The organism is Burkholderia gladioli (assembly GCF_000959725.1).
GTDB classification, from domain to species: Bacteria; Pseudomonadota; Gammaproteobacteria; order Burkholderiales; family Burkholderiaceae; genus Burkholderia; species Burkholderia gladioli.
In genome coordinates this window covers 1,438,341-1,461,921 of the sequence record NZ_CP009323.1, presented here as the reverse complement: position 1 = coordinate 1,461,921, position 23,581 = coordinate 1,438,341, and the positions used below count along the sequence as shown (strand labels likewise).

Annotated in this window: 22 protein-coding genes, 1 tRNA gene and 1 pseudogene; 17 read left to right on the top strand and 7 right to left on the bottom strand. The window is 69.2% G+C overall.

From position 1 onward, the window contains the following. Positions 1-80: 80 nt before the first annotated feature. Both BM43_RS23500 and dprA read right to left on the bottom strand, forming a co-directional pair. Positions 81-461 (bottom strand): thioredoxin family protein, encoded by a 381-nt coding sequence (locus tag BM43_RS23500; protein WP_013699753.1) that lies wholly within the window; start codon positions 459-461, stop codon positions 81-83. After that, positions 461-1,843, bottom strand: coding sequence for a DNA-processing protein DprA (gene dprA / locus BM43_RS23495; protein WP_036052929.1), 1,383 nt, complete (start codon positions 1,841-1,843; stop codon positions 461-463). The genes BM43_RS23500 and dprA overlap by 1 nt, the downstream gene beginning before the upstream one ends. Positions 1,844-2,061: 218 nt before the next feature. On the opposite strand from dprA, the gene def reads away from it, so the two are divergent. From def to BM43_RS23415, 16 genes are all read left to right on the top strand, one after another. Continuing rightward, positions 2,062-2,565: a peptide deformylase gene (def, locus tag BM43_RS23490; protein WP_013699751.1), complete on the top strand. Its 504-nt coding sequence runs from the start codon at positions 2,062-2,064 to the stop codon at positions 2,563-2,565. Positions 2,566-2,588: 23 nt separating this feature from the next. Continuing rightward, on the top strand, positions 2,589-3,572 hold the full coding sequence (gene fmt, locus BM43_RS23485) for a methionyl-tRNA formyltransferase (RefSeq protein ID WP_036048798.1): 984 nt from the start codon (positions 2,589-2,591) through the stop codon (positions 3,570-3,572). 195 nt (positions 3,573-3,767) lie between these two features. Continuing rightward, positions 3,768-4,415: a LysE family translocator gene (locus BM43_RS23480; RefSeq protein ID WP_036048800.1), complete on the top strand. Its 648-nt coding sequence runs from the start codon at positions 3,768-3,770 to the stop codon at positions 4,413-4,415. A 153-nt stretch (positions 4,416-4,568) separates the two neighbouring features. After that, positions 4,569-5,426: a zinc metalloprotease HtpX gene (gene htpX / locus BM43_RS23475; RefSeq protein ID WP_013699748.1), complete on the top strand. Its 858-nt coding sequence runs from the start codon at positions 4,569-4,571 to the stop codon at positions 5,424-5,426. A 295-nt stretch (positions 5,427-5,721) separates the two neighbouring features. Beyond that, the gene (locus BM43_RS23470; RefSeq protein WP_036048802.1) at positions 5,722-5,997 is read left to right on the top strand and encodes a CopG family ribbon-helix-helix protein; all 276 of its coding nucleotides are present in this window, start codon (positions 5,722-5,724) and stop codon (positions 5,995-5,997) included. A gap of 41 nt (positions 5,998-6,038) precedes the next feature. Next, the gene (locus tag BM43_RS23465) at positions 6,039-6,320 is read left to right on the top strand and encodes a type II toxin-antitoxin system RelE/ParE family toxin (RefSeq protein WP_105850985.1); all 282 of its coding nucleotides are present in this window, start codon (positions 6,039-6,041) and stop codon (positions 6,318-6,320) included. Between the two features lie 307 nt (positions 6,321-6,627). Continuing rightward, on the top strand, positions 6,628-7,371 hold the full coding sequence (locus BM43_RS23460; protein WP_036039224.1) for a MipA/OmpV family protein: 744 nt from the start codon (positions 6,628-6,630) through the stop codon (positions 7,369-7,371). A gap of 165 nt (positions 7,372-7,536) precedes the next feature. Next, the gene (gene rsmB / locus BM43_RS23455) at positions 7,537-8,967 is read left to right on the top strand and encodes a 16S rRNA (cytosine(967)-C(5))-methyltransferase RsmB (RefSeq protein ID WP_036048804.1); all 1,431 of its coding nucleotides are present in this window, start codon (positions 7,537-7,539) and stop codon (positions 8,965-8,967) included. Beyond that, complete coding sequence (locus BM43_RS23450; RefSeq protein WP_013699743.1) at positions 8,964-9,554, top strand: DUF4390 domain-containing protein; 591 nt, start codon at positions 8,964-8,966, stop codon at positions 9,552-9,554. The genes rsmB and BM43_RS23450 overlap by 4 nt, the downstream gene beginning before the upstream one ends. Then, on the top strand, positions 9,544-11,952 hold the full coding sequence (gene esaS, locus BM43_RS23445; RefSeq protein WP_036048806.1) for a sensor histidine kinase EsaS: 2,409 nt from the start codon (positions 9,544-9,546) through the stop codon (positions 11,950-11,952). Before BM43_RS23450 ends, esaS begins: the two co-directional genes overlap by 11 nt. After that, positions 11,953-12,642 (top strand): response regulator transcription factor EsaR, encoded by a 690-nt coding sequence (gene esaR / locus BM43_RS23440; RefSeq protein WP_013699741.1) that lies wholly within the window; start codon positions 11,953-11,955, stop codon positions 12,640-12,642. A 70-nt stretch (positions 12,643-12,712) separates the two neighbouring features. Continuing rightward, positions 12,713-12,788 (top strand) — tRNA-Phe (locus BM43_RS23435). Between the two features lie 348 nt (positions 12,789-13,136). Further along, complete coding sequence (gene queC, locus BM43_RS23430; RefSeq protein ID WP_013699740.1) at positions 13,137-13,871, top strand: 7-cyano-7-deazaguanine synthase QueC; 735 nt, start codon at positions 13,137-13,139, stop codon at positions 13,869-13,871. Between the two features lie 168 nt (positions 13,872-14,039). Continuing rightward, positions 14,040-14,672: a 7-carboxy-7-deazaguanine synthase gene (gene queE, locus BM43_RS23425; protein WP_013699739.1), complete on the top strand. Its 633-nt coding sequence runs from the start codon at positions 14,040-14,042 to the stop codon at positions 14,670-14,672. A 19-nt stretch (positions 14,673-14,691) separates the two neighbouring features. Next, positions 14,692-15,144, top strand: a complete 453-nt coding sequence (gene queD / locus BM43_RS23420) for a 6-carboxytetrahydropterin synthase QueD (protein ID WP_013699738.1) — start codon at positions 14,692-14,694, stop codon at positions 15,142-15,144. A 445-nt stretch (positions 15,145-15,589) separates the two neighbouring features. Further along, entirely contained in the window at positions 15,590-16,402 is an 813-nt protein-coding gene (locus BM43_RS23415; protein ID WP_042286304.1) for a tetratricopeptide repeat protein, read from the top strand. Positions 16,403-16,457: 55 nt separating this feature from the next. Here the strand turns inward: BM43_RS23415 and rodA are convergent, their stop codons facing one another. The 5 genes and pseudogenes from rodA to BM43_RS23395 form a co-directional block, all read right to left on the bottom strand. Next, positions 16,458-17,564: a rod shape-determining protein RodA gene (gene rodA / locus BM43_RS39305; protein ID WP_236717797.1), complete on the bottom strand. Its 1,107-nt coding sequence runs from the start codon at positions 17,562-17,564 to the stop codon at positions 16,458-16,460. 53 nt (positions 17,565-17,617) lie between these two features. Continuing rightward, positions 17,618-19,913 (bottom strand): annotated as a pseudogene (gene mrdA, locus BM43_RS23410) (penicillin-binding protein 2). A gap of 133 nt (positions 19,914-20,046) precedes the next feature. Further along, on the bottom strand, positions 20,047-20,559 hold the full coding sequence (mreD, locus tag BM43_RS23405) for a rod shape-determining protein MreD (protein ID WP_036048812.1): 513 nt from the start codon (positions 20,557-20,559) through the stop codon (positions 20,047-20,049). After that, positions 20,556-21,656, bottom strand: coding sequence for a rod shape-determining protein MreC (gene mreC, locus BM43_RS23400; protein WP_036048814.1), 1,101 nt, complete (start codon positions 21,654-21,656; stop codon positions 20,556-20,558). The genes mreD and mreC overlap by 4 nt, the downstream gene beginning before the upstream one ends. A 178-nt stretch (positions 21,657-21,834) precedes the next feature. Continuing rightward, positions 21,835-22,878, bottom strand: a complete 1,044-nt coding sequence (locus BM43_RS23395) for a rod shape-determining protein (RefSeq protein WP_004189550.1) — start codon at positions 22,876-22,878, stop codon at positions 21,835-21,837. Between the two features lie 391 nt (positions 22,879-23,269). Between BM43_RS23395 and gatC the strand changes: the two genes are divergently transcribed. Further along, the gene (gene gatC, locus BM43_RS23390) at positions 23,270-23,569 is read left to right on the top strand and encodes an Asp-tRNA(Asn)/Glu-tRNA(Gln) amidotransferase subunit GatC (protein ID WP_013699732.1); all 300 of its coding nucleotides are present in this window, start codon (positions 23,270-23,272) and stop codon (positions 23,567-23,569) included. The last annotated feature ends 12 nt before the right edge of the window (positions 23,570-23,581 follow it).

The following is a 23,581-nucleotide window of genomic DNA, read 5'->3' as shown; positions in this document are numbered from 1 at the left end:
GGCAAGCCTGCCGAAGCGCCGTGTGGCGCGGGCCTCGGCGGGGTGCGAGCGATCGGCGTGCAGATGCATCGACTTCGGGGTCAGACGGCAACGTCGAGCAGGTTGCGCAGTTTCGGCGCGTGGGTCACCCCGGGAATCGCGCTCAGATCGCTCAGCATCCGCTCGACGATGCCCGCGTGCGGCAGCACGGTGCCGAAGAAGCGCACGGCGTGGGCGTCCTCGATCAGGATGGTCGGGAAGTTCTCGACGTCGAAATCGTCGAGGCGGTCGGCATGGGTCTCGATGTCGATCCACACGAAGCAGGCCTCGGGATGGGCGGCGGCGAGCCGCTCGAAGGTGTCGTCGTAGTCGCGGCAGGTGCCGCACCATTCGGCGCACAGGCAGGCGACGAGCAGCGCGTTGGGGTCACGGAGGCGCTCGGCGATCCGATCGGCGTCGGTGTCGAGGTTCAGCGCGGGCATCACGGTTCCTTGCTGGATGGCGGTGGCGCGGGTTGCGCCGTATCGCCGGAATGTAGCACGGCATGCGTGGGGGGCGTGGCGGGTGCGTCGAGCCGCTGGTAGCGGTCGCCGGGCAGGCTCGCCACGCGGCCGGCCAGTTCCAGCCGTAGCAGCAGGTGCGGCAGCGCGTCGGCGGCGATGCCGGCGCGCGCGGCCAGCAGATCGACCGGCACTGGGCCGTGGCCGAGCGCGTCGAGCAGCGCCAGCGCCTCGGGCGGTAAGGGGGCGCCTTGCCGGGCGGTACCGCTGGCCGGCGTGAGGTGATCGGCGCCGCCGTCGAAGTGGCGTGGCGATGCGTCGTCGTCGGTGCCTTCCAGATCCGGGCAGTCTCGCGAATGGGCTGGATCGCGGGTGGCGCAATCGTGAGCTTCGGCATGGCGGCTGCGCTTCGCGGCGGAGCGAGTGCCTGCCGCTTCGGCTTCGCGGGCCATCGCATCGTCGTCGACCGCCGCGATGCCGAGCTCCACCAGCACGTCGGCCGGCGTCTCGACCAGCTTCGCGCCATCGCGGATCAGGGCATGGCAGCCCCGCGAGAGCGGGGCATGGATCGAACCGGGGATCGCGAACACGTCGCGGCCCAGCTCGTTGGCCAGGCGCGCGGTGATCAGCGAGCCCGAGCGCGGCGCCGCCTCGACCACCAGCACGCCCTCGCAGAGCGCCGCGATCAGGCGATTGCGCTGCGGGAAGTTGGCCGCGCGCGCCGGCGTGCCGAGCGGCCATTCGGACAGCAGCGCGCCGTGCGCCGCGATCTGCCGGGCGAGTTGCCGATGCGCGGCAGGGTAGACGCGATCGAGCCCCGTGCCGACCACCGCGACGGTGCCGGCCGCGCCCTCCAGCGCGCCGCGATGCGCGGCCGCGTCGATGCCGCGCGCGAGCCCCGACACCACCACCAGCCCCGCGTCGGCGAAGCGGCGCGCGAAATAGGCGGCATCGGCGCGGCCCTGCGGCGTGGCGAGCCGGCTGCCGACCATCGCCACCGCGCGCGCTTGCAGCCAGGCGGGATCGCCTCTTACATATAGCAGCGGCGGCGGATCGTAGAGCATCGCGATGCGCGGCGGGTAGGCGGGATCGTGGCGCGTGAGCAGGCGGGCGTGCGGCGTGGCGAGCCAGTCGAGCACGGCATCGGCGGCCGCCTCGCAGCCCGCGCCGCGCGGCCCCAGCACGATACGCGCGACGGCCGGGCCAACCAGCGCCGCGAGCCGCGCGTGATCGGCGCCGAACAGCGCCTCGATCGAATCGAAGGCGCGCAGCAGCGCCTCGCAGGCCGCGGCCGGCAGGCCCGGCACCGAGGCCAGATGCAACCAGGCAAGCAGCGTCTCGCGCGCGGGCACGGCCGCGCTCATCGGCCCCGCCCGGCCCACGGCCTGCGACGCGCAAGCCGCCATGCTAGAATTTTCGCCATTCGAAATAAAACGAACGATCGCGCGCACCGGCCCGCCGCGTTGGGCTGCGCGCTGGATATCGCGCGATTGCAGCCTCATCTTCCGGCTATCGCGACGGCGCGGCCAGTCGGCCGAATGGCCGGTCCGCCCGCCCCAACCGCTTTCCGAATCGAAACATCATGGCGCTTCTGAACATCCTGCATTACCCCGACAAACGGCTGCACAAGGTGGCCAAGCCCGTCGACGTGGTCGACGATCGCATCCGCAAGCTGGTCGACGACATGGCCGAGACCATGTACGCCGCGCCCGGCATCGGCCTGGCCGCCACCCAGGTGGACGTGCACGAGCGCGTGATCGTGATCGACACCTCCGAGGACAAGAACGCGCTGCAGGTCTTCATCAATCCCGAGATCGTCTGGTCCAGCGACGGCAAGCAGGTCTACGAGGAAGGTTGCCTGTCGGTGCCGGGCGTCTACGACGAGGTCGAGCGGCCCGATCACGTGCGCGTGCGCGCGCTGGGCCGCGACGGCCAGCCCTTCGAGCTCGAGTGCGAGGGGCTGCTGGCGGTCTGCATCCAGCACGAGATGGATCACCTGATGGGCCGCGTGTTCGTCCAGTACCTCTCGCCGCTCAAGCAGAACCGCATCAAGAGCAAGATGAAGAAACTCGAACGCGCGATGTGACGCGCGTGACGGACCGATCCTCCATGAGCCATTCGTTGCGCGTCATCTTCGCCGGCACGCCGGAATTCGCCGCGGCCGCGCTGGCCGCGATCCATCAGGCCGGCTTCCCGGTGCCGCTGGTGCTGACCCAGCCCGACCGACCCGCCGGGCGCGGCATGAAGCTGCAGGCCAGCGCGGTCAAGCAATACGCGCTCGAACACGGCCTGCCGGTCGCGCAGCCGCCCTCGCTGCGCCGCAACGGCAAGTTCCCGGCCGAGGCGGCCACCGCGCTCGACACGCTGAACGCCACGCCGCACGACGTGATGGTGGTGGCCGCCTACGGGCTGCTGCTGCCGCAGGAAGTGCTCGACATCCCGCGCCACGGCTGCATCAACATCCATGCCTCGCTGCTGCCGCGCTGGCGCGGTGCCGCGCCGATCCACCGCTCGATCGAGGCCGGCGACGCGGAGACCGGCGTCACGCTGATGCAGATGGATGCGGGGCTCGATACCGGCGCGATGATCTCGGAGGCGCGCGTGGCGATCGCCGGGGATGACACCACCGCGTCGCTGCACGACAAGCTCGCGACGCTCGGCTCGCAGCTGATCGTCGAGGCGCTGGTGAAGCTCGAGCGCGAGGGCAAGCTCGACGCCACGCCGCAGCCGGCCGAGGGCATCACCTATGCCGAGAAGATCGGCAAGCACGAGGCCGCGCTCGACTGGCGCGAGCCGGCCGAGGTGCTGGCGCGGCGCATCCGCGCCTTCGATCCGTTCCCGGGCGGCGCGGGCATGCTCGACGGCAGCGTGCTGAAGCTGTGGGCCGCCGAGGCGGTGGCCGCGCGCGGCGCGGCCGAGCCCGGCACCATCGTCGAAGCTGGCGCCGAGGGCGTGCTGATCGCCTGCGGCAGCGGTACGCTGCGCGTCACGCAGTTGCAGAAACCGGGCGGCAAGCGGCTGCCCGCGCGCGAGTTCCTGGCCGGCGCGCCGCTCGCGGCCGGCCAGCGTTTCGCCTTGCCCGAGCCGGCCTGAGCGGCGGGCGGGGCCGAAGCCGGCGGCGATCGCGCGGCGCTTCGGGCGGCGTGCGATCCGCTCCGGTGCCGCCTCGCCGCGCGGCGTCGCGAGCGCCATGAATCCCGCAGCCGAGGGCGCCCCCCGAACGCTGCCGCCCGCGCGGCGAGACGCGTAGAATGCCTGCTGTCCCCGCCGCGGTTTCGAAGGTCCCCCATGCTTGGCATCACCCATTTCGGTTTCTTCGTGCTGGCCGTGTTCCTGCTGAACATCACGCCCGGCCCCGACACCGCCTATATCGTCGGCCGCAGCGTCGCGCAGGGCCGCAGCGCCGGCATCGTCTCGGCGTTCGGGATCGCGGCCGGCTGCGGCGTCCACACGCTGGCCTGCGCGTTCGGCCTGACCGCGCTGATCGCCGCCTCGCCGCTGGCCTTCACGGCCGTCAAGTACGCCGGCGCCGCCTACCTGATCTACCTCGGCGTGAAGCTGGTGCTGTCGCGGCCCGCCGCGACGCCGGCGTCTTCCGAAGCACCGGCTGCCGCCGGTCCGGCGCGCCCCCTGCGCCAGCTGTTCGTGCAGGGCGTCACCACCAACGTGCTGAACCCGAAGGTGGTGCTGTTCTTCATCTCGTTCTTCCCGCAATTCGTGGCGGCCGACAGCGCGCACAAGACCCTCGCGTTCCTCGCGCTGGGCGGCGTGTTCGTGTTGCAGGGCCTGATCTGGAGCCTGGTGGTGGCCTGGGTGGCCGGCACCGTCACGCGGCGCTTCGCCGGCAACGGCGCGCTGAAGACCTGGCTCGACCGCCTGGTCGGCAGCGCCTTCGTCGGCCTCGGCCTGCGGCTGGCCGCGGCGACCCAGCGCTGAGGCGGTGTCGATACGCGTTCTGTCACTCACGCGTTTCGTCATTTCGAGATATTGAATTTTTCCGACACGCCCTTATCTAACGATTCGCTTACAATCGCTTGTCGGCACGACTGGGATGCCGCCGAGTGTGGTTACGGTCTCAAGGAGTGGACTATGTTCAATTGGGTCAAGACGGCGATGCTGATGGCCGCGATCACGGCCCTGTTCATCGTGATCGGCGGGATGATCGGCGGCTCGCGCGGCATGATGATCGCGCTGCTGTTCGCGCTCGCCATGAATTTCTTCTCGTACTGGTACTCGGACAAGATGGTGCTGCGCATGTACAACGCGCAGGAAGTCGACGAGAGCACCGCGCCGCAGTTCTATCGCATGGTGCGCGAGCTGGCCACGCGCGCGAACCTGCCGATGCCGCGCGTCTACCTGATCGACGAGGCCGCGCCGAACGCGTTCGCCACCGGGCGCGACCCCGAGCATGCGGCGGTGGCTGCCACCACCGGCATCCTGCGCGTGCTGTCCGAGCGCGAGATGCGCGGGGTAATGGCGCACGAGCTGGCCCACGTCAAGCATCGCGACATCCTGATCTCGACCATCTCGGCCACCATGGCCGGCGCGATCTCGGCGCTCGCGAACTTCGCGATGTTCTTCGGCGGGCGCGACGAGAACGGCCGCCCGAGCAACCCGATCGCCGGCATCGCGGTGGCGCTGCTCGCGCCGATCGCCGGCGCGCTGATCCAGATGGCGATCTCGCGCGCCCGCGAATTCGAGGCCGACCGCGGCGGCGCGCAGATCTCGGGCGATCCGCAGGCGCTCGCCACCGCGCTCGACAAGATCCATCGCTATGCCGCCGGCATCCCCTTCGCGACGGCCGAGGCGCACCCGGCCACCGCGCAGATGATGATCATGAATCCGCTGGCGGGTGGTGGGCTGCAGAACCTGTTCAGCACTCACCCGGCCACCGAGGAGCGCATCGCGCGCCTGATGGAGATGGCGCGCACGGGGCGCTTCGAGTGATTTTCGAGGTCGGGATGCCGTCGGTATCCTGATCGTCGCCATGACTGCGGGATATCGATCCCGCCTATCGCTCAAGACGCGCGAACGGTAGGCGGGGCTAGGGATCAGCGACGGTCAAACGATCGATGCAGGAACAGACCTCGGCGCGCAATGCGTCGAAAGCAGGATTTCGGTCAACGACAAAAACCATCGCCGATCCACGCGCTGCCGTTCGAGCAGCAATCAATTGGGCCTCTCGAGGGTGTCTATTGTTTTACAATAGGGCCTTCGGAAACGCAGATGACGGAGGCCCGGCATGGCTGAAGCGTTGAAAACGGTAACGGCACAATTGCCCGTCAACCTCGTGGAGCGGATGGACGCCATGGCGGCACGGCTGGACCGCTCGAAGCAATGGATCGTCCGCAAGGCGGTGGTTGCCTACCTCGCCCGTGCGGAACGCGAACGCGCCATGATCCAGGAAGGGTTGGACGACGTCGACGCGGCGAGATTGGTGTCGATGGAGGCGATGGAGCGCTGGGCGGATTCGCTCGGGACCGACCACGAACTACCGCTGCCGAAGGTTGGCGAGTGAGGCAAGTTCCCGTCGTTTTCACGAGCAAGGCGGCGTCCGACATGCTCGCGATCTTCGAGTTCGAGAAAAAGATCAATGGAGTACTGAAAGCACGGGAGATTGTGAAGGCGCTCACCGCCGAAGGAAAATCGCTCGGCGTCGCGTTGCGTCACCGCATCGGCGAGGAACTCGACGGATGGGAAGGTCCTCCGGCGCGCGAGATCCACAAGGACGTTTGTTTGCACGGCGATTACGAGATTCACTACGAAATCGTCCCGGCCTACGAACCGATTCCGACCGGTATCGCGATCCTCCGCGTGTGGGACACTCGGCAGGACCGATAGGACACGGGGCTGACAGCCCCGTTTTTTATGCTCGCGGATTTTGCGTGACGGCGGCCATCGTCATGGCATCGCCTTATTCACCCGATCCTCAAGCCACGCCGAGGCATGACGCCTGCGTTGCGCTGCCTGGCCGGCTTGCCCGCGCCCGCTTCTCTCAGCCACGCGACACATCCCGACACTTCCCCACAGTCCCACACAAATCCGCATTATTTCGAGACAGACGCGCATCGCCACGCTCCCTAGACTGCGGCGGCTTCTTCACCAATCGGGGAACCCCGCCGTGCGCCTACGTCTGCTCCATCGCTGCCTGCCCTTGCTGGGCCTCGCCTGCTTCTCCGCCGCCCACGCGGAAAACGTCTACCTGTTCTCGCTGGGCGGCGGCGTGAGCTCGCGCTACCTGGGCAGCCGCGACTACCGGCCCATCCTTGCACCGATGATCTCGGCCCGCTTCGACAACGGCTTCTTCCTCGGCATGGACGGCGCCGGCTACCGCCGCGATTTCTCGAATGGCCTGTTCGTCTCCGCGGCGCTCTCCTACGACGACGGCCGCGCCGACGAGAACCGCTTCGACCGCAACGGCTCCGACTACCTCAAGGGCATGGGCAATATCCCCGGTTCGCTGCTGCTGTCGCTGAAGGCCGGCGCGCGCGTGTTCGGCGTGTCCACCGTGAGCGTCACGCTCGACCAGCCGCTCACCCACACCACGCGCGGCGTGAGCGGCCATCTCGACCTCGAGGTGCCGGTGTTCCAGACCGCGGCCGACAGCGTCAGCGTGACCAGCAGCCTGCACGCCGGCAGCGGCCGCTACAACCAGACCTTCTTCGGCGTCAGTGCCGCGCAGGCGGCGAGCAGCCGCTTCGCGGCCTACTCGACCAAGGGCGGTTTCGATCGCGCGACCGTCTCGGCGGCCTGGACCCACTCGCTCTCGCAGCGCTGGTCGATCACCACCACCGGCGGCCTCACGCGCCTGTTCGGCTCCTCGAGCAACAGCCCGATCGTGCAGAGCAAGAACAGTTGGTTCGGCATGAGCGCGGTGACCTACCGCTACTGATCGCCCCGGGAGCCGGCCGCGCGCCGGCTGGCCGACGCGTGGCGGGTGGCACGAGACGCATCCCCTGGCGGGAGCGCGCGGGCGGCGCGCTACAATGCGTCGTTTGATGCCGTGCTCGTCCGGAGCGCGGCCCGCGCCAAGCCGGCCCGCCAGCTCCCGTATCCGATGACCCAGCCCCGTTCCGCCCGTCCTTCCCGTTCGTCACGCCCCAGCCCGTCCAGCCAGCGGCCTTCCGCGCCGCGCCTGTCGGCGCTGCACCTGCCGCCCGATTCGCTCGGCTACGCGCTGGACGGCGCCGCGCGCGCGATCACGGCGGTCTCGCAAGGCTCGGCGCTGCCCGCCGCGCTGGCGGCGGTGCAGGCCGCCCAGCCGGCCGCCGCGCAGCCGCTCTCGCGCGGCGCGATCCAGGACATCGCCTACCGTGCCATGCGCCGGCTCGGCACCGCCGAATGGCTGGTCGGCGCGCTGGTCAGCAAGGCCCCGCCCGAGCACGTGCGCGCGCTGCTGGCCTGCGCGCTGGCGCTGCTGCTCGACGAGCAAGCCGAGGCGGCCTATACGCCGTTCACGGTGGTCGACCAGGCGGTCACGGCGGTCGGCGCGCGGCGCGAGTTCGCCTTCGCGAAGGGGCTCGTCAACGCGGTGCTGCGCCGTTTCCTGCGCGAGCGCGAGACGTTCGCCGCGCAATGGCAGGCCGATCGCGGCGCGCGCTGGAACTATCGCGGCTGGTGGATCGACGCGGTCGAGCGCGCCTGGCCCGAACACTGGCAATCGATCCTCGCGGCCGCCGAGCGGCCCGGCCCGCTGACGCTGCGCGTGAACGCGCGGCATACCGATGTCGACGCCTATCTGGCCACGCTGCGCGAACACGGCATCGAGGCCGACGCGGTCGGCCGCCACGCGGTGCGGCTGGCTTCGCCGCTGCCGGTGGACCGGATTCCCGGCTTCGCCGACGGCGTGGTCTCGGTGCAGGACGCGGGCGCGCAACTGGCCGCCGAGTGGCTGGGCGCGCGCGACGGAATGCGCGTGCTCGACGCCTGCGCGGCGCCGGGCGGCAAGACCGGGCATTTGCTCGAACTGGCCGATGTCGAGGTGGTGGCACTGGAGAGCGACGCGACGCGCGCCGAGCGCATCGGAGAGAACCTGGCGCGCCTGAAGCTGTCCGCCGAGGTGCGCGTGGGCGATGCCGGCGCACCCGAAGCCTGGCACGACGGCCGCGCTTTCGACCGGATCCTGGCCGACGTGCCCTGCTCGGCTTCGGGCATCGTGCGGCGCCATCCCGACATCCGCTGGCTGCGCCGCGAGGCCGACATCGCGGCGCTGGTAGCCGAGCAGCGCCGCATCCTGCTGGCGCTGTGGCCGCTGCTGAAGCCGGGCGGCGAATTGCTCTACGTGACCTGCTCGATCTTCCCCGAGGAAGGCGAGCAACAGGCGCGCTGGTTTGAAGACGCGGTTCAAGATGCGGTACGATTGGACGCGCCCGGGCAACTGCTGCCGCGGGCCGCCGCGAGTCGGCTGCCTGGCGATGCCGGTCACGACGAGGCCGCGCGGCAGGCCGACCACGACGGATTCTTCTACGCGCGCTTTCAGAAACGGTGACGATCTCACGCCTCCTTCCACTTCGTTTCGCGGCCGCGCTGCTGGTCGCGATCACGCTGTGCCTCGCCGTCGTCGCGCCGGCCCATGCCGATCCGATCAACGTGCAGCGCGCCTCGCTGCAGTCGGACGGTAGCGGCTGGGCGCTCGACGCGCGCTTCGAGTTCGAGCTGAACGCCAACCTCGAGGACGCCGTCAACAAGGGCATCCCGCTCTACTTCACCACCGACTTCGAGCTGAGCCGCGCGCGCTGGTACTGGTTCGACGAGCAGCCGGTGTCGGTCTCGCAGACCATCCGCCTGTCGTTCCAGCCGCTCACGCGCGAGTATCGCGTCTCCACGGGCGGCCTGCAGCTCGGCTTCCCGACCCTCAAGGACGCGCTCGCGGTGGTCCAGCACGTGACCTCCTGGCATGTGATCGACCGCGCCCAGGTGATTCCCGGCGAGACCTACACGGCCTCGGTGCGCATGCAGCTCGACACCGCGCTGATGCCCAAGCCGTTCCAGGTCGACGCGGTCAACAACCGCGACTGGACCCTGGTCTCGGAGTGGAAGCGCTTCACCTTCACGGTGGCCGATCGTGCGAAATAGCCTGCGCCGCTTCTTCGGCAAGAGCCTGCTGGTGCGCGTGATCGTCTCGACGGTCGCGGTCACCGCCTTGCTGCTGCTGGTGCTGCTCGCGGCGGCCAGCGCCAACACCGAATTCTTCGACCGCTACTATTCCTGGCTCTATACCGCCAATATCCTGGTCGCGCTGGTGTTCCTGCTGGTGGTGATGGGCCTGGTCGGCATGATCGTGGTGCGGCTGCGCAAGGGCAAGTTCGGCACGCGCCTGCTGGCCAAGCTGGCGGTGTTCTTCGCCCTGGTCGGGGTGGTGCCGGGCGGCATCATCTACATCGTGTCCTACCAGTTCGTGTCGCGCAGCATCGAATCCTGGTTCGACGTCAACGTCGAGACCGCGCTGACGGCCGGCCTCAACCTCGGGCGCGACACGCTCGACGCCTCGCTGTCGGACCTGCGCAGCAAGGCGCGGCTGATGTCCGAGCAGCTCGCCAGCGCCGACACCAACACCAACGGCACCACGCTCACCCTGCTGCGCCTGCGCGACCAGTTCGGCGTGCAGGACGCCACCATCGTCGAGCCGGGCCACGGCAATTCGGGCGCGGCGCCCGACCTGCATATCGTGGCGCAGGCCTCGGGCAATTTCGCGGCGCTGATCCCCGACGACATGCCGACCCCGCTGATGCTGGGCCAGGCGCGCGAGCACGGCGGCTACGCGGCGATCGAGGGCGAGGTGGACGGCGATCCGCGCGCGCGCGGATCGAAGGGCGCGCTGCGGCTGCGCGTGGTGCAGCGCATCCCCGATTCCTCCACGGCCCTGCTGCAGCCGGCCGAGCGCTACCTGCAGCTGACCCAGCCGGTGTCGCCCACCCTGGCGCGCAATGCCGACGCGGTGCAGCGCGCCTATCGCGAGTACCAGGAGAAGTCGCTGGGCCGCAGCGGGCTGCGCAAGATGTACATCGGCACGCTCACGCTCGCGCTGTTCCTGGCCACCTTCATCGCGATGATGATCGCGCTGGCGCTCGGCAACCAGCTGGCGCGGCCGCTGTTCCTGCTGGCGCAGGGCACCAAGGAAGTGGCCGAGGGCGACTACACGCCCAAGCGCGAGCTGAAGACGCGCGACGAGCTCGGCTTCCTGACCCAGTCCTTCAACGCCATGACGCGCCAGCTTTCCGAGGCGCGCCTGGCGGTGGAGCGCAACCGCGTCGCGCTCGAATATTCGAAGGCCTATCTCGAAAGCATCCTCGCCAACCTGACCGCCGGTGTGTTCGTGCTCGACCGGCAGTTCCGCCTGAGCATCGCCAACCGCGGCGCCGAGCGCATCTTCCGCCAGCCGTTCCAGTCGCAGACCGGCACCGTGCTCGACCAGATCGCGGCGGTGGCCGAATTCGGCGCGATGGTGCGCAAGGCCTTCGCCGATCGCGAGGCGGCCGGCCAGGGCGGCGCCGAGGATCGCGGCCACTGGCAGCAGCAGTTCGCGGTGGTGGTGCCCGGCGAAACCGATCCGCTCACGCTGCTGGTACGCGGCACGCGTCTTGCGTCCGCGCTGGCCAGCGAGGCCGCCGATCCGCAGACTTCCGGCTACGTGGTGGTGTTCGACGACATCTCCGACGTGATCTCCGCGCAGCGCTCGGTGGCCTGGGGCGAGGTGGCGCGACGTCTCGCGCACGAGATCAAGAATCCGCTCACGCCGATCCAGCTCTCGGCCGAGCGCCTGCAGATGAAGCTGGCCGACAAGCTCGCGCCGAACGACGCCGAGGTGCTCAAGCGCGGCGCGACCACCATCGTCAACCAGGTCGCGGCGATGAAGCGCATGGTCGACGATTTCCGCGACTACGCGCGCACGCCGCCGGCCGTGCTCGGTAACCTGCAGTTGAACGAACTCGTCAGCGAGGTGCTGACGCTGTACGGTGTGGGCGAGGGCAAGAACATGATCGTGGTCGAGCAGGGCCCGCTGCCGGTGATCCGCGGCGACGCCACGCAATTGCGCCAGGTGATCCACAACCTGCTGCAGAACGCGCAGGATTCGGTGGCCGAAGTCGCGCAACCACGTGTGTGGCTCGAAACGAGGGCAGTAGAATATGGCGACCCCGATGCGGACGGGACCAAGCGCATCGCGGTGCGCTTGACCGTTTCCGACAACGGTCCCGGTTTCCCGGCGCGCATCCTCACGCGCGCCTTCGAGCCTTACGTCACGACGAAGGCCAAGGGCACCGGGCTGGGGCTCGCGACGGTGAAGAAGATCGTCGACGAACACGGTGCGCGGATCGATCTGCGCAACCGCATGCAGGGTGAAGTCGTCGAGGGTGCGCAGGTCTCCATCCTCTTCCTGCAACTCGCCGACGACACGACGGGCTCCGAGGGCGGAGCGAACAGCGGAACGGCACCCGCCAAGACAAAAGCAACAGTGCAGACAAGGGCAGCGTAAATGGCAACCATCCTGGTGGTAGATGATGAAATGGGCATCCGGGAATTGCTCTCGGAAATCCTCGCCGACGAAGGACATGTCGTCGAAGTGGCGGAAAACGCGCAGGCCGCGCGCGAGTATCGCCAGCGTCAGGCGCCCGATCTCGTGCTGCTCGACATCTGGATGCCCGATACCGACGGCGTCACGTTGTTGAAGGAGTGGGCGAGCCACGGGCAACTCACCATGCCGGTGATCATGATGTCCGGGCACGCGACGATCGACACCGCCGTCGAGGCGACCAAGATCGGCGCGCTCGACTTCCTCGAGAAGCCGATCGCGCTGCAGAAGCTGCTCAAGTCGGTCGAGCACGGCCTCGCGCGCGGCGCCGCGCCGGTGCCGCAGCATCCGGCCGCCAAGCCGGCGGCAGGGCCGACGGCGGTGGCCTCGGCGGCCGCGCTGCCGGTCCTGGGCGAGGACGCGCCGACCGCGCCGGGGCTGGTGGGCCAGACCGCGGCGATCCCGTTCGACATTCCCTTGCGCGAGGCGCGCGACGCCTTCGAGCGCGCCTACTTCGAGTACCACCTGGCGCGCGAGAACGGCAGCATGACGCGCGTGGCGGAAAAGACGGGCCTGGAGCGCACCCACCTTTATCGCAAGCTCAAGCAGCTCGGCGTCGAGCTCGGCAAGAAGCCGACCGAGGGCGGGATCTGAGCTTTTGCGGAATTTTTAAAAAGGGGCTTGCCAGGTTGATGGGGCCTGGCTATACTCTCACTTCTTCGTTGGCCCGGTAGCTCAGTTGGTAGAGCAGCGGATTGAAAATCCGCGTGTCGTTGGTTCGATTCCGACCCAGGCCACCACATTCGAAAAGGTCCAAAAGCTTCACGGCTTTTGGACCTTTTCCCTTTTGAAGGCCGGGGATTCGCGCGCTACATGCCGCCGCCCGATTCCCGGTATGCGGCGCTGCATATGGCCGCGCCCGGGCGAAATACCGGGCCGCATGATAAAATCCCTGCCGACTCAAAGACTTGAAGGACTTGAGGACGCTGGTTTTCCGCGCCGCAAGTCCTTTTTTGTTTGACGCTCTGCCGCCGCACGCCGCGGACGCGGCGCCGCGCGCCCGGTAGCGCCCACGCGGGCGCCCCCGCCACGCATCGGCGGCGTCCCCGGGCATCGCGCGCCGCGAGCCCCCTGATACGGAGTACACGGTGATTCGGACAGACGCTAAAGGCGGCGCGCTCGTGCTGTTTTCCGGCGGCCAGGATTCGGCGACCTGCGTCGCCTGGGCGCTCGAGCATTATTCGACGGTCGAGACGCTCGGCTTCGATTACGGCCAGCGCCATCGCGTCGAGCTCGAATGCCGCGAGGGCGTGCGCGAGGCGCTGCGCACGCGCTTTCCGCAATGGACCAACCGGCTCGGCGACGATCACATGATCGACCTGTCGGTGCTCGGCGCGATCAGCGACACCGCCATGACGCGCGCCATCGAGATCGAGACCAGCGCCAACGGGCTGCCCAACACCTTCGTGCCGGGCCGCAACCTGCTGTTCATGACGATCGCGGCGGCCCTGGCCTATCGGCGCGGGCTGAAGGTGCTGGTCGGCGGCATGTGCGAGACCGATTTCTCGGGCTATCCCGATTGCCGCGACGACACCATGAAGGCGCTGCAGGTGGCGCTCAATCTCGGCATGGACACGCGCATGGTGCTCGAGACGCCGCTGATGTGGCTCGACAAGGCCGATACCTGGCGCCTCGCCGAGCAACTGGGCGGCGCCGAGCTGGTCGAGCTGGTGCGCGTCGAGACCCACACCTGCTACGTCGGCGAGCGCGCCGAACTGCACGACTGGGGCTTCGGCTGCGGCGCCTGCCCGGCCTGCAAGCTGCGCAAGCGCGGCTACGAGGCGTATCGCAGCGGCGAGCAGGTCACCGAGATGCCGGCCTGAACGGCAGGGCGGCAGGGTACGCAAGCAGGGCGAATCAGGAAGCAGGCAAGACCAACGAAGCAGCACGATGTGATGCGCGAACGCTCGCGCATCGCCCGGAATCACTGGCATCAGGCGCCGCATGAGGCGCGGGAAAGGAACGGACGGCTCGCGCCGCCGGCTCAGCGAATGACGTACACGGTCAAGGAAATCTTCTACACGTTGCAGGGCGAGGGCGCCAACGCCGGTCGCCCGGCCGTGTTCTGCCGGTTCGCCGGCTGCAATCTGTGGACCGGCCGCGAGGCCGATCGCGAAACGGCCGTGTGCCGCTTCTGCGATACCGATTTTGTCGGCACCGACGGCGAGAACGGCGGCAAGTTCAAGACCCCGGAGCAGCTCGCCGCGATGGTCGCCTCGCTGTGGCCCGAGGGCGAGGCCAATCGGTTCGTGGTCTGCACCGGCGGCGAGCCGATGCTGCAGCTGGACCAGCCGCTGGTCGACGCGCTGCACGCGCAGGGCTTCGAGATCGCCATCGAGACCAACGGCTCGCTGCCGGTGCTCGAGACGATCGACTGGATCTGCGTGAGCCCGAAGGCCGATGCGCCGCTGGTGGTCACCAAGGGGCACGAGCTGAAGGTGGTGGTCCCCCAGGACAACCAGCGCCTGGCCGACTACGCCAGGCTCGACTTCGACTACTTCCTGGTGCAGCCGATGGACGGCCCCTCGCGCGACATCAACACGAAGCTCGCGATCGACTGGTGCAAGCGCCATCCGCAATGGCGGCTGTCGATGCAGACCCACAAATACCTGAACATTCCCTGAGCCGCGCGCTTCATTCATCGTGCTGATTACCCGAAAACTCGAATTCGATGCGGGCCACCGCATCCCCGACCACCGAAGCCAGTGCCGCAACCTGCATGGCCATCGCTACGTGCTCGAAATCACGCTGCGCGGCGACCTGGTCGACACCGAGGGCGCGCCCGACCGCGGCATGGTGATGGATTTCGCCGACGTGAAGTCGCTCGCCATGGAGCACCTGGTCGGCAAGTGGGACCACGCCTTCCTGGTCTATGCGCGCGACGAGGTGGTGCGCTCCTTCCTCGAGAAGATGGCCGACCACAAGACGGTGGTGCTCGATCGCATCCCGACCGTCGAGAATCTCGCGGCGGTGGCCTTCGATATCCTCGCCGACGTCTACGACGCCCACTACGGCGTGAACCTGCGTCTCGAGCGCGTGCGCCTGTACGAGACGCCGAACTGCTGGGCCGACGTCGAGCGCGATCCGGCGCGCTGAGCCGGGCTCGGCACGTCGTCCGGCGCGCCAGCTTCCCCGCCGCCGCATCCTTGTCTGCACGGGCCGCATCCGCCGGCCCGTTTTTGTTCCCTCTGGTCTGGCCGCCCCGCGTCGCATCACCCGCCCGTCCCGCCGTTCGCCTTGCCGCACCGCGCTTCGCGCCGCCCGCGGCCGGCTCCGGCAGCACAATTCTGATCACGGTAAGATCGTCGCGCGCGCGATGCGGGCGAGCCTGCCCGGCTTGCCGGCAGCGCGCGCAGCCACCCGCTCGGGAGCTCGCGTCGGCCTCGCGCCGCGCGTGCCTTCCCCGCTACAAGAATCGACTCCGCCACACGCGTGACGGGGCAACCGCTGCGCGTGCGCGCGACCAGCAGGAGGACAGGAGATGAACGGTTTTCGGATGCGAACGGCGGGCGCCGCGTTCGCGCTAGGCCTGGCGAGCATGATGCTGGCGGCCAGCCAGCCGGCCCGGGCGGCGGATGCGGCAGCATCTAGCGCATCGAGCGCGCCGGCTGCCGCGAGCGCCTCGGGCGCGTCGGGCACATCGTCGACGCGCCGCGCGGTGCCGCACGGCAAGCTGCGCCGGCCGGCCCCGGCTTCGAAGGCGACCGCCGACGCGGTGGCCGACTACAACGCCGGCGACTACGCCTCGGCGCTGGCCGGTTTCGGCCGCTCGGCGCGCCGCGGCGATCGGCTCGCGCAGTTCGACTACGCGATGATGCTGCTCAAGGGCGAAGGCGGCCCGGCCAACCAGGCCGACGGCCTGCACTGGCTGAACCAGGCGGCCGATGCCGGCATGACGCAAGCGCAGTACGTGCTCGGCACCATGTACGACGACGGCCAGTTCGTGGCGCGCGACCCGGCCGTCGCGCATGGCTGGTTCCTGAAGGCGGCGCAGCAGGGCCACATGGAAGCGCAGCTCGCGCTGGCCAACCAGTTCCTCGACGGCCGCGGCACGCCGCGCGACAACCACCAGGCCTTCGAGTGGTATCGCAAGGCCGCCGACGCGGGCGAGCCGACCGCGCAATACGTGACGGCCTCGTTCTACGAGCGCGGCGGCGACGGCGTCGCGGTCGACCTCAACCTCGCGCGCGTCTATTACGCGGCGGCGGCCGTGCATGGCGACGAGGTGGCCGCGCTCAAGTACCAGGAAGTCAGCACCGCGCTGCGCAAGCAGGTCGCGGCCGCCTCCGCGGCTTCGGCTGCCTCGGCCGCCTCCGTCCCCGCTGTCGAGGCACCGCAAGCGGCCTCGCAATGACAAAGCGGCGCCGCAGCGCCGCTTGATCGAAGCAGAGTCGTGGCGGCCGCGGCCGCTACGATTTCATCAGCCGCTTCTGCCGCCCGACGCTCATGATCAGCCCGGTGGCGACGCCCAGCGTGATCAGCGCGGTGCCGCCGTAGCTCATGAAGGGCAGCGGCACGCCGACCACCGGCAGCACGCCGCTGACCATGCCCACGTTGACGAAGGCATAGGTGAAGAAGCCCAGCGACAGCGAGCCGGCCAAGAGGCGCCCGAACAGCGTCGAACCCTGCGCGGCGATATAGAGCCCGCGCGCGATCAGCACCATGTAGAGCGTGAGCAGCACCAGCCCGCCCACCAGCCCGAATTCCTCGGAATAGACCGCGAAGATGAAGTCGGTGTGCTTCTCGGGGATGAACTCGAGGTGGGCCTGGGTGCCCTTCAGGTAGCCCTTGCCGACCGGGCCGCCCGAGCCGATCGCGATCACCGCCTGGATGGTGTGGAAGCCCTTGCCGAGCGGGTCCGAGGTCGGGTCGAGCAGGGTGCAGACGCGGTGCTTCTGGTAGTCGTGCATCAACGGCCAGACCACCTGCGGCTGGCAGATCTTGTCCTCGAAGGTAGCGATCGCGGCCACCGCGATCACGCCGGCCATCAGCACCGGCACGATCAGCTTGAACGACAGCCCCGCCAGGTAGATCACGAACAGGCCCGCCGCGAACACCAGCATCGCGGTGCCCAGGTCGGGCTGCTTGGCGATCAGGCCGACCGGCACCAGCAGGATCGCGAAGGCCACCAGGTAGTCGTACCAGCGGATATTGCCCTCGCGCCGCTGGTAGTACCAGGCCAGCATCAGCGGGGTGGCGATCTTGAGGATCTCCGAGGGCTGGATCACCACGCCGACGTTGAGCCAGCGCTTGGCCCCCTTCTTGGTCATCCCGAACAGCGCCACCGCCACCAGCAGCGCGACGCCGAAGGTATAGAGCGGCACCGCGAAGCGCATCAGCGTCTGCGGCGGGATGTTCGCGATGATCCACATCAGCACGAAGGTCAGCATGATGTTGCGCAGCTGGTCCTCGACCCGGCCCGGCATGTCGATGGTCGCGCTGTAGAGCGTGACGATCCCGACGCAGAGCAGCAGGAACACGATCAGCGCGAGCGGGCGGTCGAAGCCCGCGAACATCTGCTTTGCCTTGTCGAGCCAGGCGCGCTTGTCGAATTGCATGCCTATCTCCGTCATTCGTCGGTGCCGGCCGCGGCGGGCCGGCGGGTGCCGCGCTGCCCGTCGCGCGCGGCCGCCGGGGCGGGCGGCGCGGCCGGGTCGTTGGCGGGGGCGCGGTGCGGCTTGCGCGGCAGGCGCCGCATCTGGGCCGCGCTCGCGGCGCTGGCGGGTTCGGGCGAGGCGCCGTCGGCGGTTTCGCCGGTGCTGGAGGCGCCGGGCTGCCCGGGGCGGCCGCGCCGGAGCCGGCGGGGCCGAGGCGGCCTGCGCGCCGCTGGCCGCGGGCGGCACCGGCTGCGGGAGCGCCGTGAAGCCTGCCGCGATCTCCACCGGCCGCGTGGTGTCGCCCACCACCGGCGCGCTGACCGGCTCGGTCGCCGAGGCGGCGGCGGCCACCGCGGCGGCCTCGCTGCCCGGGTTCTGGCGATCGACCAGGTAGAAGTCCAGCACCTTGCGCGCGATCGGGCCGGCCGACTGCGCGCCCCAGCCGCCGTTCTCGACGATCAGCGCGAGCGCGATCTTCGGGTGGTCGGCCGGCGCGTAGGCGGTGAACAGCGCGTGGTCGCGCAGGTGCTCGGCCAGCAGGTGGCCGTGGTAGTTGGCGCCCTGCAGCGAGAACACCTGGGCCGTGCCGGTCTTGCCGGCCGCCGTGTAGGCCGCGCCGCGGAAGATCTTGTAGGCGGTGCCGGACGGGTTCTCGATCACGTTTTCCAGGCCGCGCTTGACCACGTCGATGTCGGCCTGCTTGAGCGGGATCACCTCGCTTTCCTTGGGCACCGTCAGGTGCCGCTCGCGGGTGATCGGGTTCTCGATCTCCTTGACCAGGTGGGGCTTCATCACCACGCCGTTGTCGGCCAGCGTGGCCATCGCGTGCGCCAGCTGCAGGATCGTGAAGGAGTTGTAGCCCTGGCCGATCCCCAGGCTGATGGTCTCGCCGTCGTACCACTTCTGCAGCGCCGGCTTGCGGAAGGTCTTCTTCTTCCACTCCGGCGAGGGCAGCACGCCGCGCGCCTCGCCCTGGATGTCGATGCCGGTGATCTGGCCGAAGCCGAACGGCTTCATGAAGTTGGCGATGTTGGTCACGCCCAGGTCGCGCGCCAGCATGTAGAAATAGGTGTCGTTCGACACCATGATGGCGCGGTTCATGTCCACCCAGCCCTGGCCCGAGCGCACGTCGTTGCGGAAGGTGTGGCCGCCGAAGGTGAAGTAGCCGGGATCCTGGAAGCCCCAGCCCGGCGTGCGCTTGCCCAGCTCCAGGCCGGCCAGCGCCATGAAGGGCTTGTAGGTCGAGCCGGGCGGGTAGGTGCCGTGCAGCGGGCGGTTCAGCAGCGGCTTGTCGGGCGAGTTGTTGAGCTCGTCCCAGGTCTGCTGGTCGATGCCGTCCACGAAGGAGTTGGGATCGAAGCTCGGCGAGGACACGAAGGCCAGCACGTCGCCGGTGGCCGGCTCGATCGCCACCAGCGCGCCGCGCTTGCCGGCGAAGGCCTGCTCGGCCACCTGCTGCAGGCCGATGTCGAGCGACAGCACCAGGTTGTTGCCGGGCGTGGCCTGGGTGCGCGAGAGCGTGCGCACCGGGCGCCCGCCGGCGGTCACCTCGACTTCCTCGAAGCCGGTGATGCCGTGCAGGTCGGTCTCGTAGCTCTGCTCGACGCCGATCTTGCCGATGTAGTCGGTGCCCTTGTAGTTGTTGGCGTCGCGACGCGGATCGTAATGCTCGGGATCGCTGTCGTTCTCGTCGCTCATCGCGTCGATCTTGTCCTGGTCGCGCTTCGAGATCCGGCCGATGTAGCCGATCACGTGCGCGGCCGTGGGGCCCAGCGGGTACTGGCGGAACAGCCGCGCGCGCACCTCGACGCCGGGGAAGCGCCAGCGCTGCGCGGTGAAGCGCGCGACTTCCTCGTCGGTCAGGCGGGTGCGGATCGGCAGGCTCTCGAAGTTCTTCGAGTCCTCCTGCAGCTTCTTGAAGCGGCGCCGGTCGCGCGCGTCGATCGGCACCACCTCGGAGAGCGCGTTGATGGTGTTGTCGAGCGTGTCGGTCAGCTTCGAGGGCGTGATCTCGAGCGTGTAGGCCGAGTAGTTGCGCGCCAGCACCACGCCGTTGCGGTCGGTGATGATGCCGCGGTTCGGCACGATCGGCGCCACCGAGATGCGGTTCTCGTCGGCCTGCAGCGCGTACTTGCCGTGCTGCCAGACCTGCAGGTAGAAGAAGCGCGTGGCCAGCAGCCCGAAGCAGACGAACACGAACACGCCCGCCGCCGCGACGCGCAGGCGGAACTTCGAGAGCTGCTGCTGGGTGTCCTTGAATTCGGTCATGCGGAATCGGGGAAAAGCGGGGGCAGGACGGCGGCCGACGCCCGGGCCGGCATCGCGGCCGGCAGGGCAACGGCGGCGAGCGGCGCCGGGGAGGATGGAAGCGGGGCGCTCGACATGAGGCGGCCGGGGCGGCTCAGATCGGCCGCGTGTCGTCCGGATCGACCGGGCGGCGTTGCGGCATCAACAGCAGGAGGCTGGCGACCGGCCACAGCACGGCCTCCACGAAGCCGTCGACCATATAGCTCCAGCCGGGGAAGGCGGCGCCCATGATCAGGCGGATCACGAACGGCACCAGCTGGGCCAGCACCAGCAGCGGCGCGACATAGAACATCTGCACGCCGAGCGAGAGCCACAGCACGCGGCGGTGGATCGTGATCGCGCCGTAGGACAGCAGCGTGTAGGCCAGCGCGTGCTCGCCGAGCAGGCCGGCGTCGTGCACGTCCATCAGGATGCCGAGCAGGAAGGCCACGCCCATGCCGACCTTGCGCGGCTGGTGGATGTTCCAGAACAGCAGCACCAGGGCCACGAAGTCGGGCACGCCGGGCAGCCGGCCCCAGGGCATCAGGTTCAGCAGGAAGGCGACCGCCAGGCTGAAGACGATGAAGGTCGGGTTGACCGGCTGCAGGATGTATTGCGGGCGGCTCATGGCTGCGTTCCCCGGGACGGCGCGGCGGCCGGGGCCTGCTGGGTGGCTTGCGGGGCGGGCTGCGTGGTGGCCGCCGGCTTCGCGGCGGGCGCGGGGCGGCCGTTCTTCGCTGCCGGCGCGGCCTGGGCCGGCGCCGGCGCGGTGGCGGCCGGCTTCTCGCCGGCGGCGGCGGGCGCCGCGCCCTTGCCCTTGTCGGCGGCCTTCGCGCCCTTCTTGCCCTTGGCGTTCTTGTCCGCGTCCGGGTCGACCGGGCGCGGCGGCACGTCGTTCTGGTAGTGCAGCACCAGCATCTCGCGCGCGCCGCGCACCGCCGCCACCGGCATGCAGACCACGTGCGCGAAGGCGGTGTCGGCCAGCTTGTCGATCCGCACCACCTTGGCCACCGGCAGGCCCGGCGGGTAGGTGCCGTCCAGGCCGCTGGTCACCAGCTCGTCGCCCACCATCAGGTCGGCGCTGGTCGGCACGAAGCGCAGGTCCAGCGAATCGCCCTTCGGGGTGCCGTAGATCACGCTGCGCAGCCCGGTGCGCAGCACCTGCACGGGAATCGCCAGGTCGCGATCGGTGATCAGGGTGATCTCGGACTGCAGCGGGAACACGCGCGTGACCTGGCCGACCACGCCGTCCTCGGTCACCACCGGCGCGCCGTTCTGGATGTCGTCGTGCGAGCCGTGGCCGATCACCACCTTCTGCGAGAACGGATCGCTGGTGTCGTACTGGATCTCGACCGGGGTGGACTGGGCGGCGATCCGCGCGCGCAGGCCCAGCACGGCGCGCAGGTGCGCGTTGTCGGACATCAGCTGGCCGGCCTGGTTGGCCTGCAGCGACAGCGCCAGATTGCGCTCGCGCAGCTGCTGGTTGTCGTGGCGCAGCGAGGCATTGGTGGCGGCGAGGTCGGCGGCGCCCATGAACAGGTCGCGCGGCACCAGCGCGGCCCGTTGCAGCGGGAACAGCGCGGTGCCCAGGATGCCCCGGACGATTTCGAGCGTACTGAAGCGCGCATCCGAGACGAGGAGCGCGATCGCCAGCGCGACGAAGAAGATCAGCCGCGCGAGCGCGGAAGGACCTTGCTTGAAGAGGGGCGGCGGACTGTATTCCATGGTCGGCGCCGGGCGCTTGATCGGTTAAATGATCCTCAGACGCGAAAAACGCGCGGCGGTTCGGCTGATCTTGCCAAGCCGGCGCGTCGCGCGTGCGTCGTCGGTGACTGCTGCCGGGGGCGGGCGCCCGCCGGCATGGGCCGCGCGCGTCGCCCGACGACGCGGCCCGGGCCCGGATTTATTCGTACGAGAAGATGCTGCCGAGCTTGTCCATGCGCTCGAGCGCCATGCCGGAGCCGCGCACCACGCAGGTCAGCGGATCCTCGGCGACCAGCACCGGCAGGCCGGTTTCCTCGGCCAGCAGGCGGTCCAGGTCGCGCAGCAGCGCGCCGCCGCCGGTCAGCATCATGCCGCGCTCGGCGATGTCGGCGCCCAGTTCCGGCGGGGTCTGTTCGAGGGCGATTTTCACCGACGAGACGATCTGGTTCAGCGGATCGGTCAGCGCCTCGAGGATTTCGTTGCTGGAGATCGTGAAGCTGCGCGGAATGCCTTCCGACAGGTTGCGGCCCTTCACTTCCATCTCCTTGACCTCGGAGCCGGGGAAGGCGGAGCCGATTTCCTTCTTGATCGCCTCGGCGGTCTGCTCGCCGATCAGCATGCCGTAGTTGCGGCGGATGTAGTTGACGATCGCCTCGTCGAACTTGTCGCCGCCCACGCGCACCGAACCCTTGTAGACGATGCCGCCCAGCGAGATCACGCCCACCTCGGTGGTGCCGCCGCCGATGTCCACCACCATCGAGCCGGTGGCTTCCGAGACCGGCAGGCCCGCGCCGATCGCGGCCGCCATCGGCTCCTCGATCAGGTAGACCTGCGAGGCGCCGGCGCCGTGCGCGGCTTCCTTGATGGCGCGGCGCTCGACCTGGGTCGAGCCGCAGGGCACGCAGATGATGATGCGCGGCGAGGGCGAGAACATCCGCGACTCGTGCGCCGTCTTGATGAACTGCTTGATCATCTGCTCGGTGACGGTGAAGTCGGCGATCACGCCGTCTTTCATCGGACGGATCGCCTCGATGTTGCCCGGCACCTTGCCGAGCATCTGCTTGGCTTCCTTGCCGACCGCCTGGATCGTCTTCTTGCCGTTGGGGCCGCCTTCCTGGCGGATCGACACGACGGACGGCTCATCGAGGACGATGCCCTTGCCGCGCATGTAGATGAGGGTGTTTGCGGTGCCGAGATCGATCGCGAGATCGTTGGAGAAGTAGCTGCGCAAAAAACCGAACATTCAGAATCCTGTCTCGCTCTGGGCCGACCCCGGGCCGTGTTGGCGCGCTGGGGTGGCGGCGGAAAAAATAACAGCCTCGGATCGGGCGGGAGCGGCCGCCTCGGGAACGCGAAGCTGCGTGTGAAAGCTACCGGGGCCGTCGCGCGAGCCGCGCGGCAGGCGGGGCTGATGACAGCCGGCTTGCAGCTAACGGTAAGCCGTGCGGGAGGGACGGTCCGGGGCTGGGTCGAACGCGTAATGATACCTTATAATTTCCGGGTATTTGAACCCAAACGGACCGTCAATTCACCGCTTCGTCCCCGCTTTTTGAGGGTTCGAACGAGTCCTCCAACCCCCTGTCGCGGCGCGGCTTCCGGTGCGCCGCACCAGCCCAGTTTTTCCGGTGAAACGCATGGCTTTGACCCTGAACGATGTGAAACGCATCGCGCACCTCGCGCGGCTCGAGATAGCCGACGCCGAGGCCGAGCACACGCTCGCCCAGCTCAACGACTTCTTCGGCCTGGTCGAGCAGATGCGCGCCGTCGACACGACCGGCATCGCGCCGCTCGCGCACCCGATCGAGCAGATCCAGGACGTGGCGCAGCGCCTGCGCGAGGACGTCGTGACCGAGCACGTGAATCGCGACGAGAACCAGCGCCCGGCGCCCGCCGTCCAGGAAGGCCTGTTCCTGGTGCCGAAGGTGATCGAATAACAAGGCCGGCCC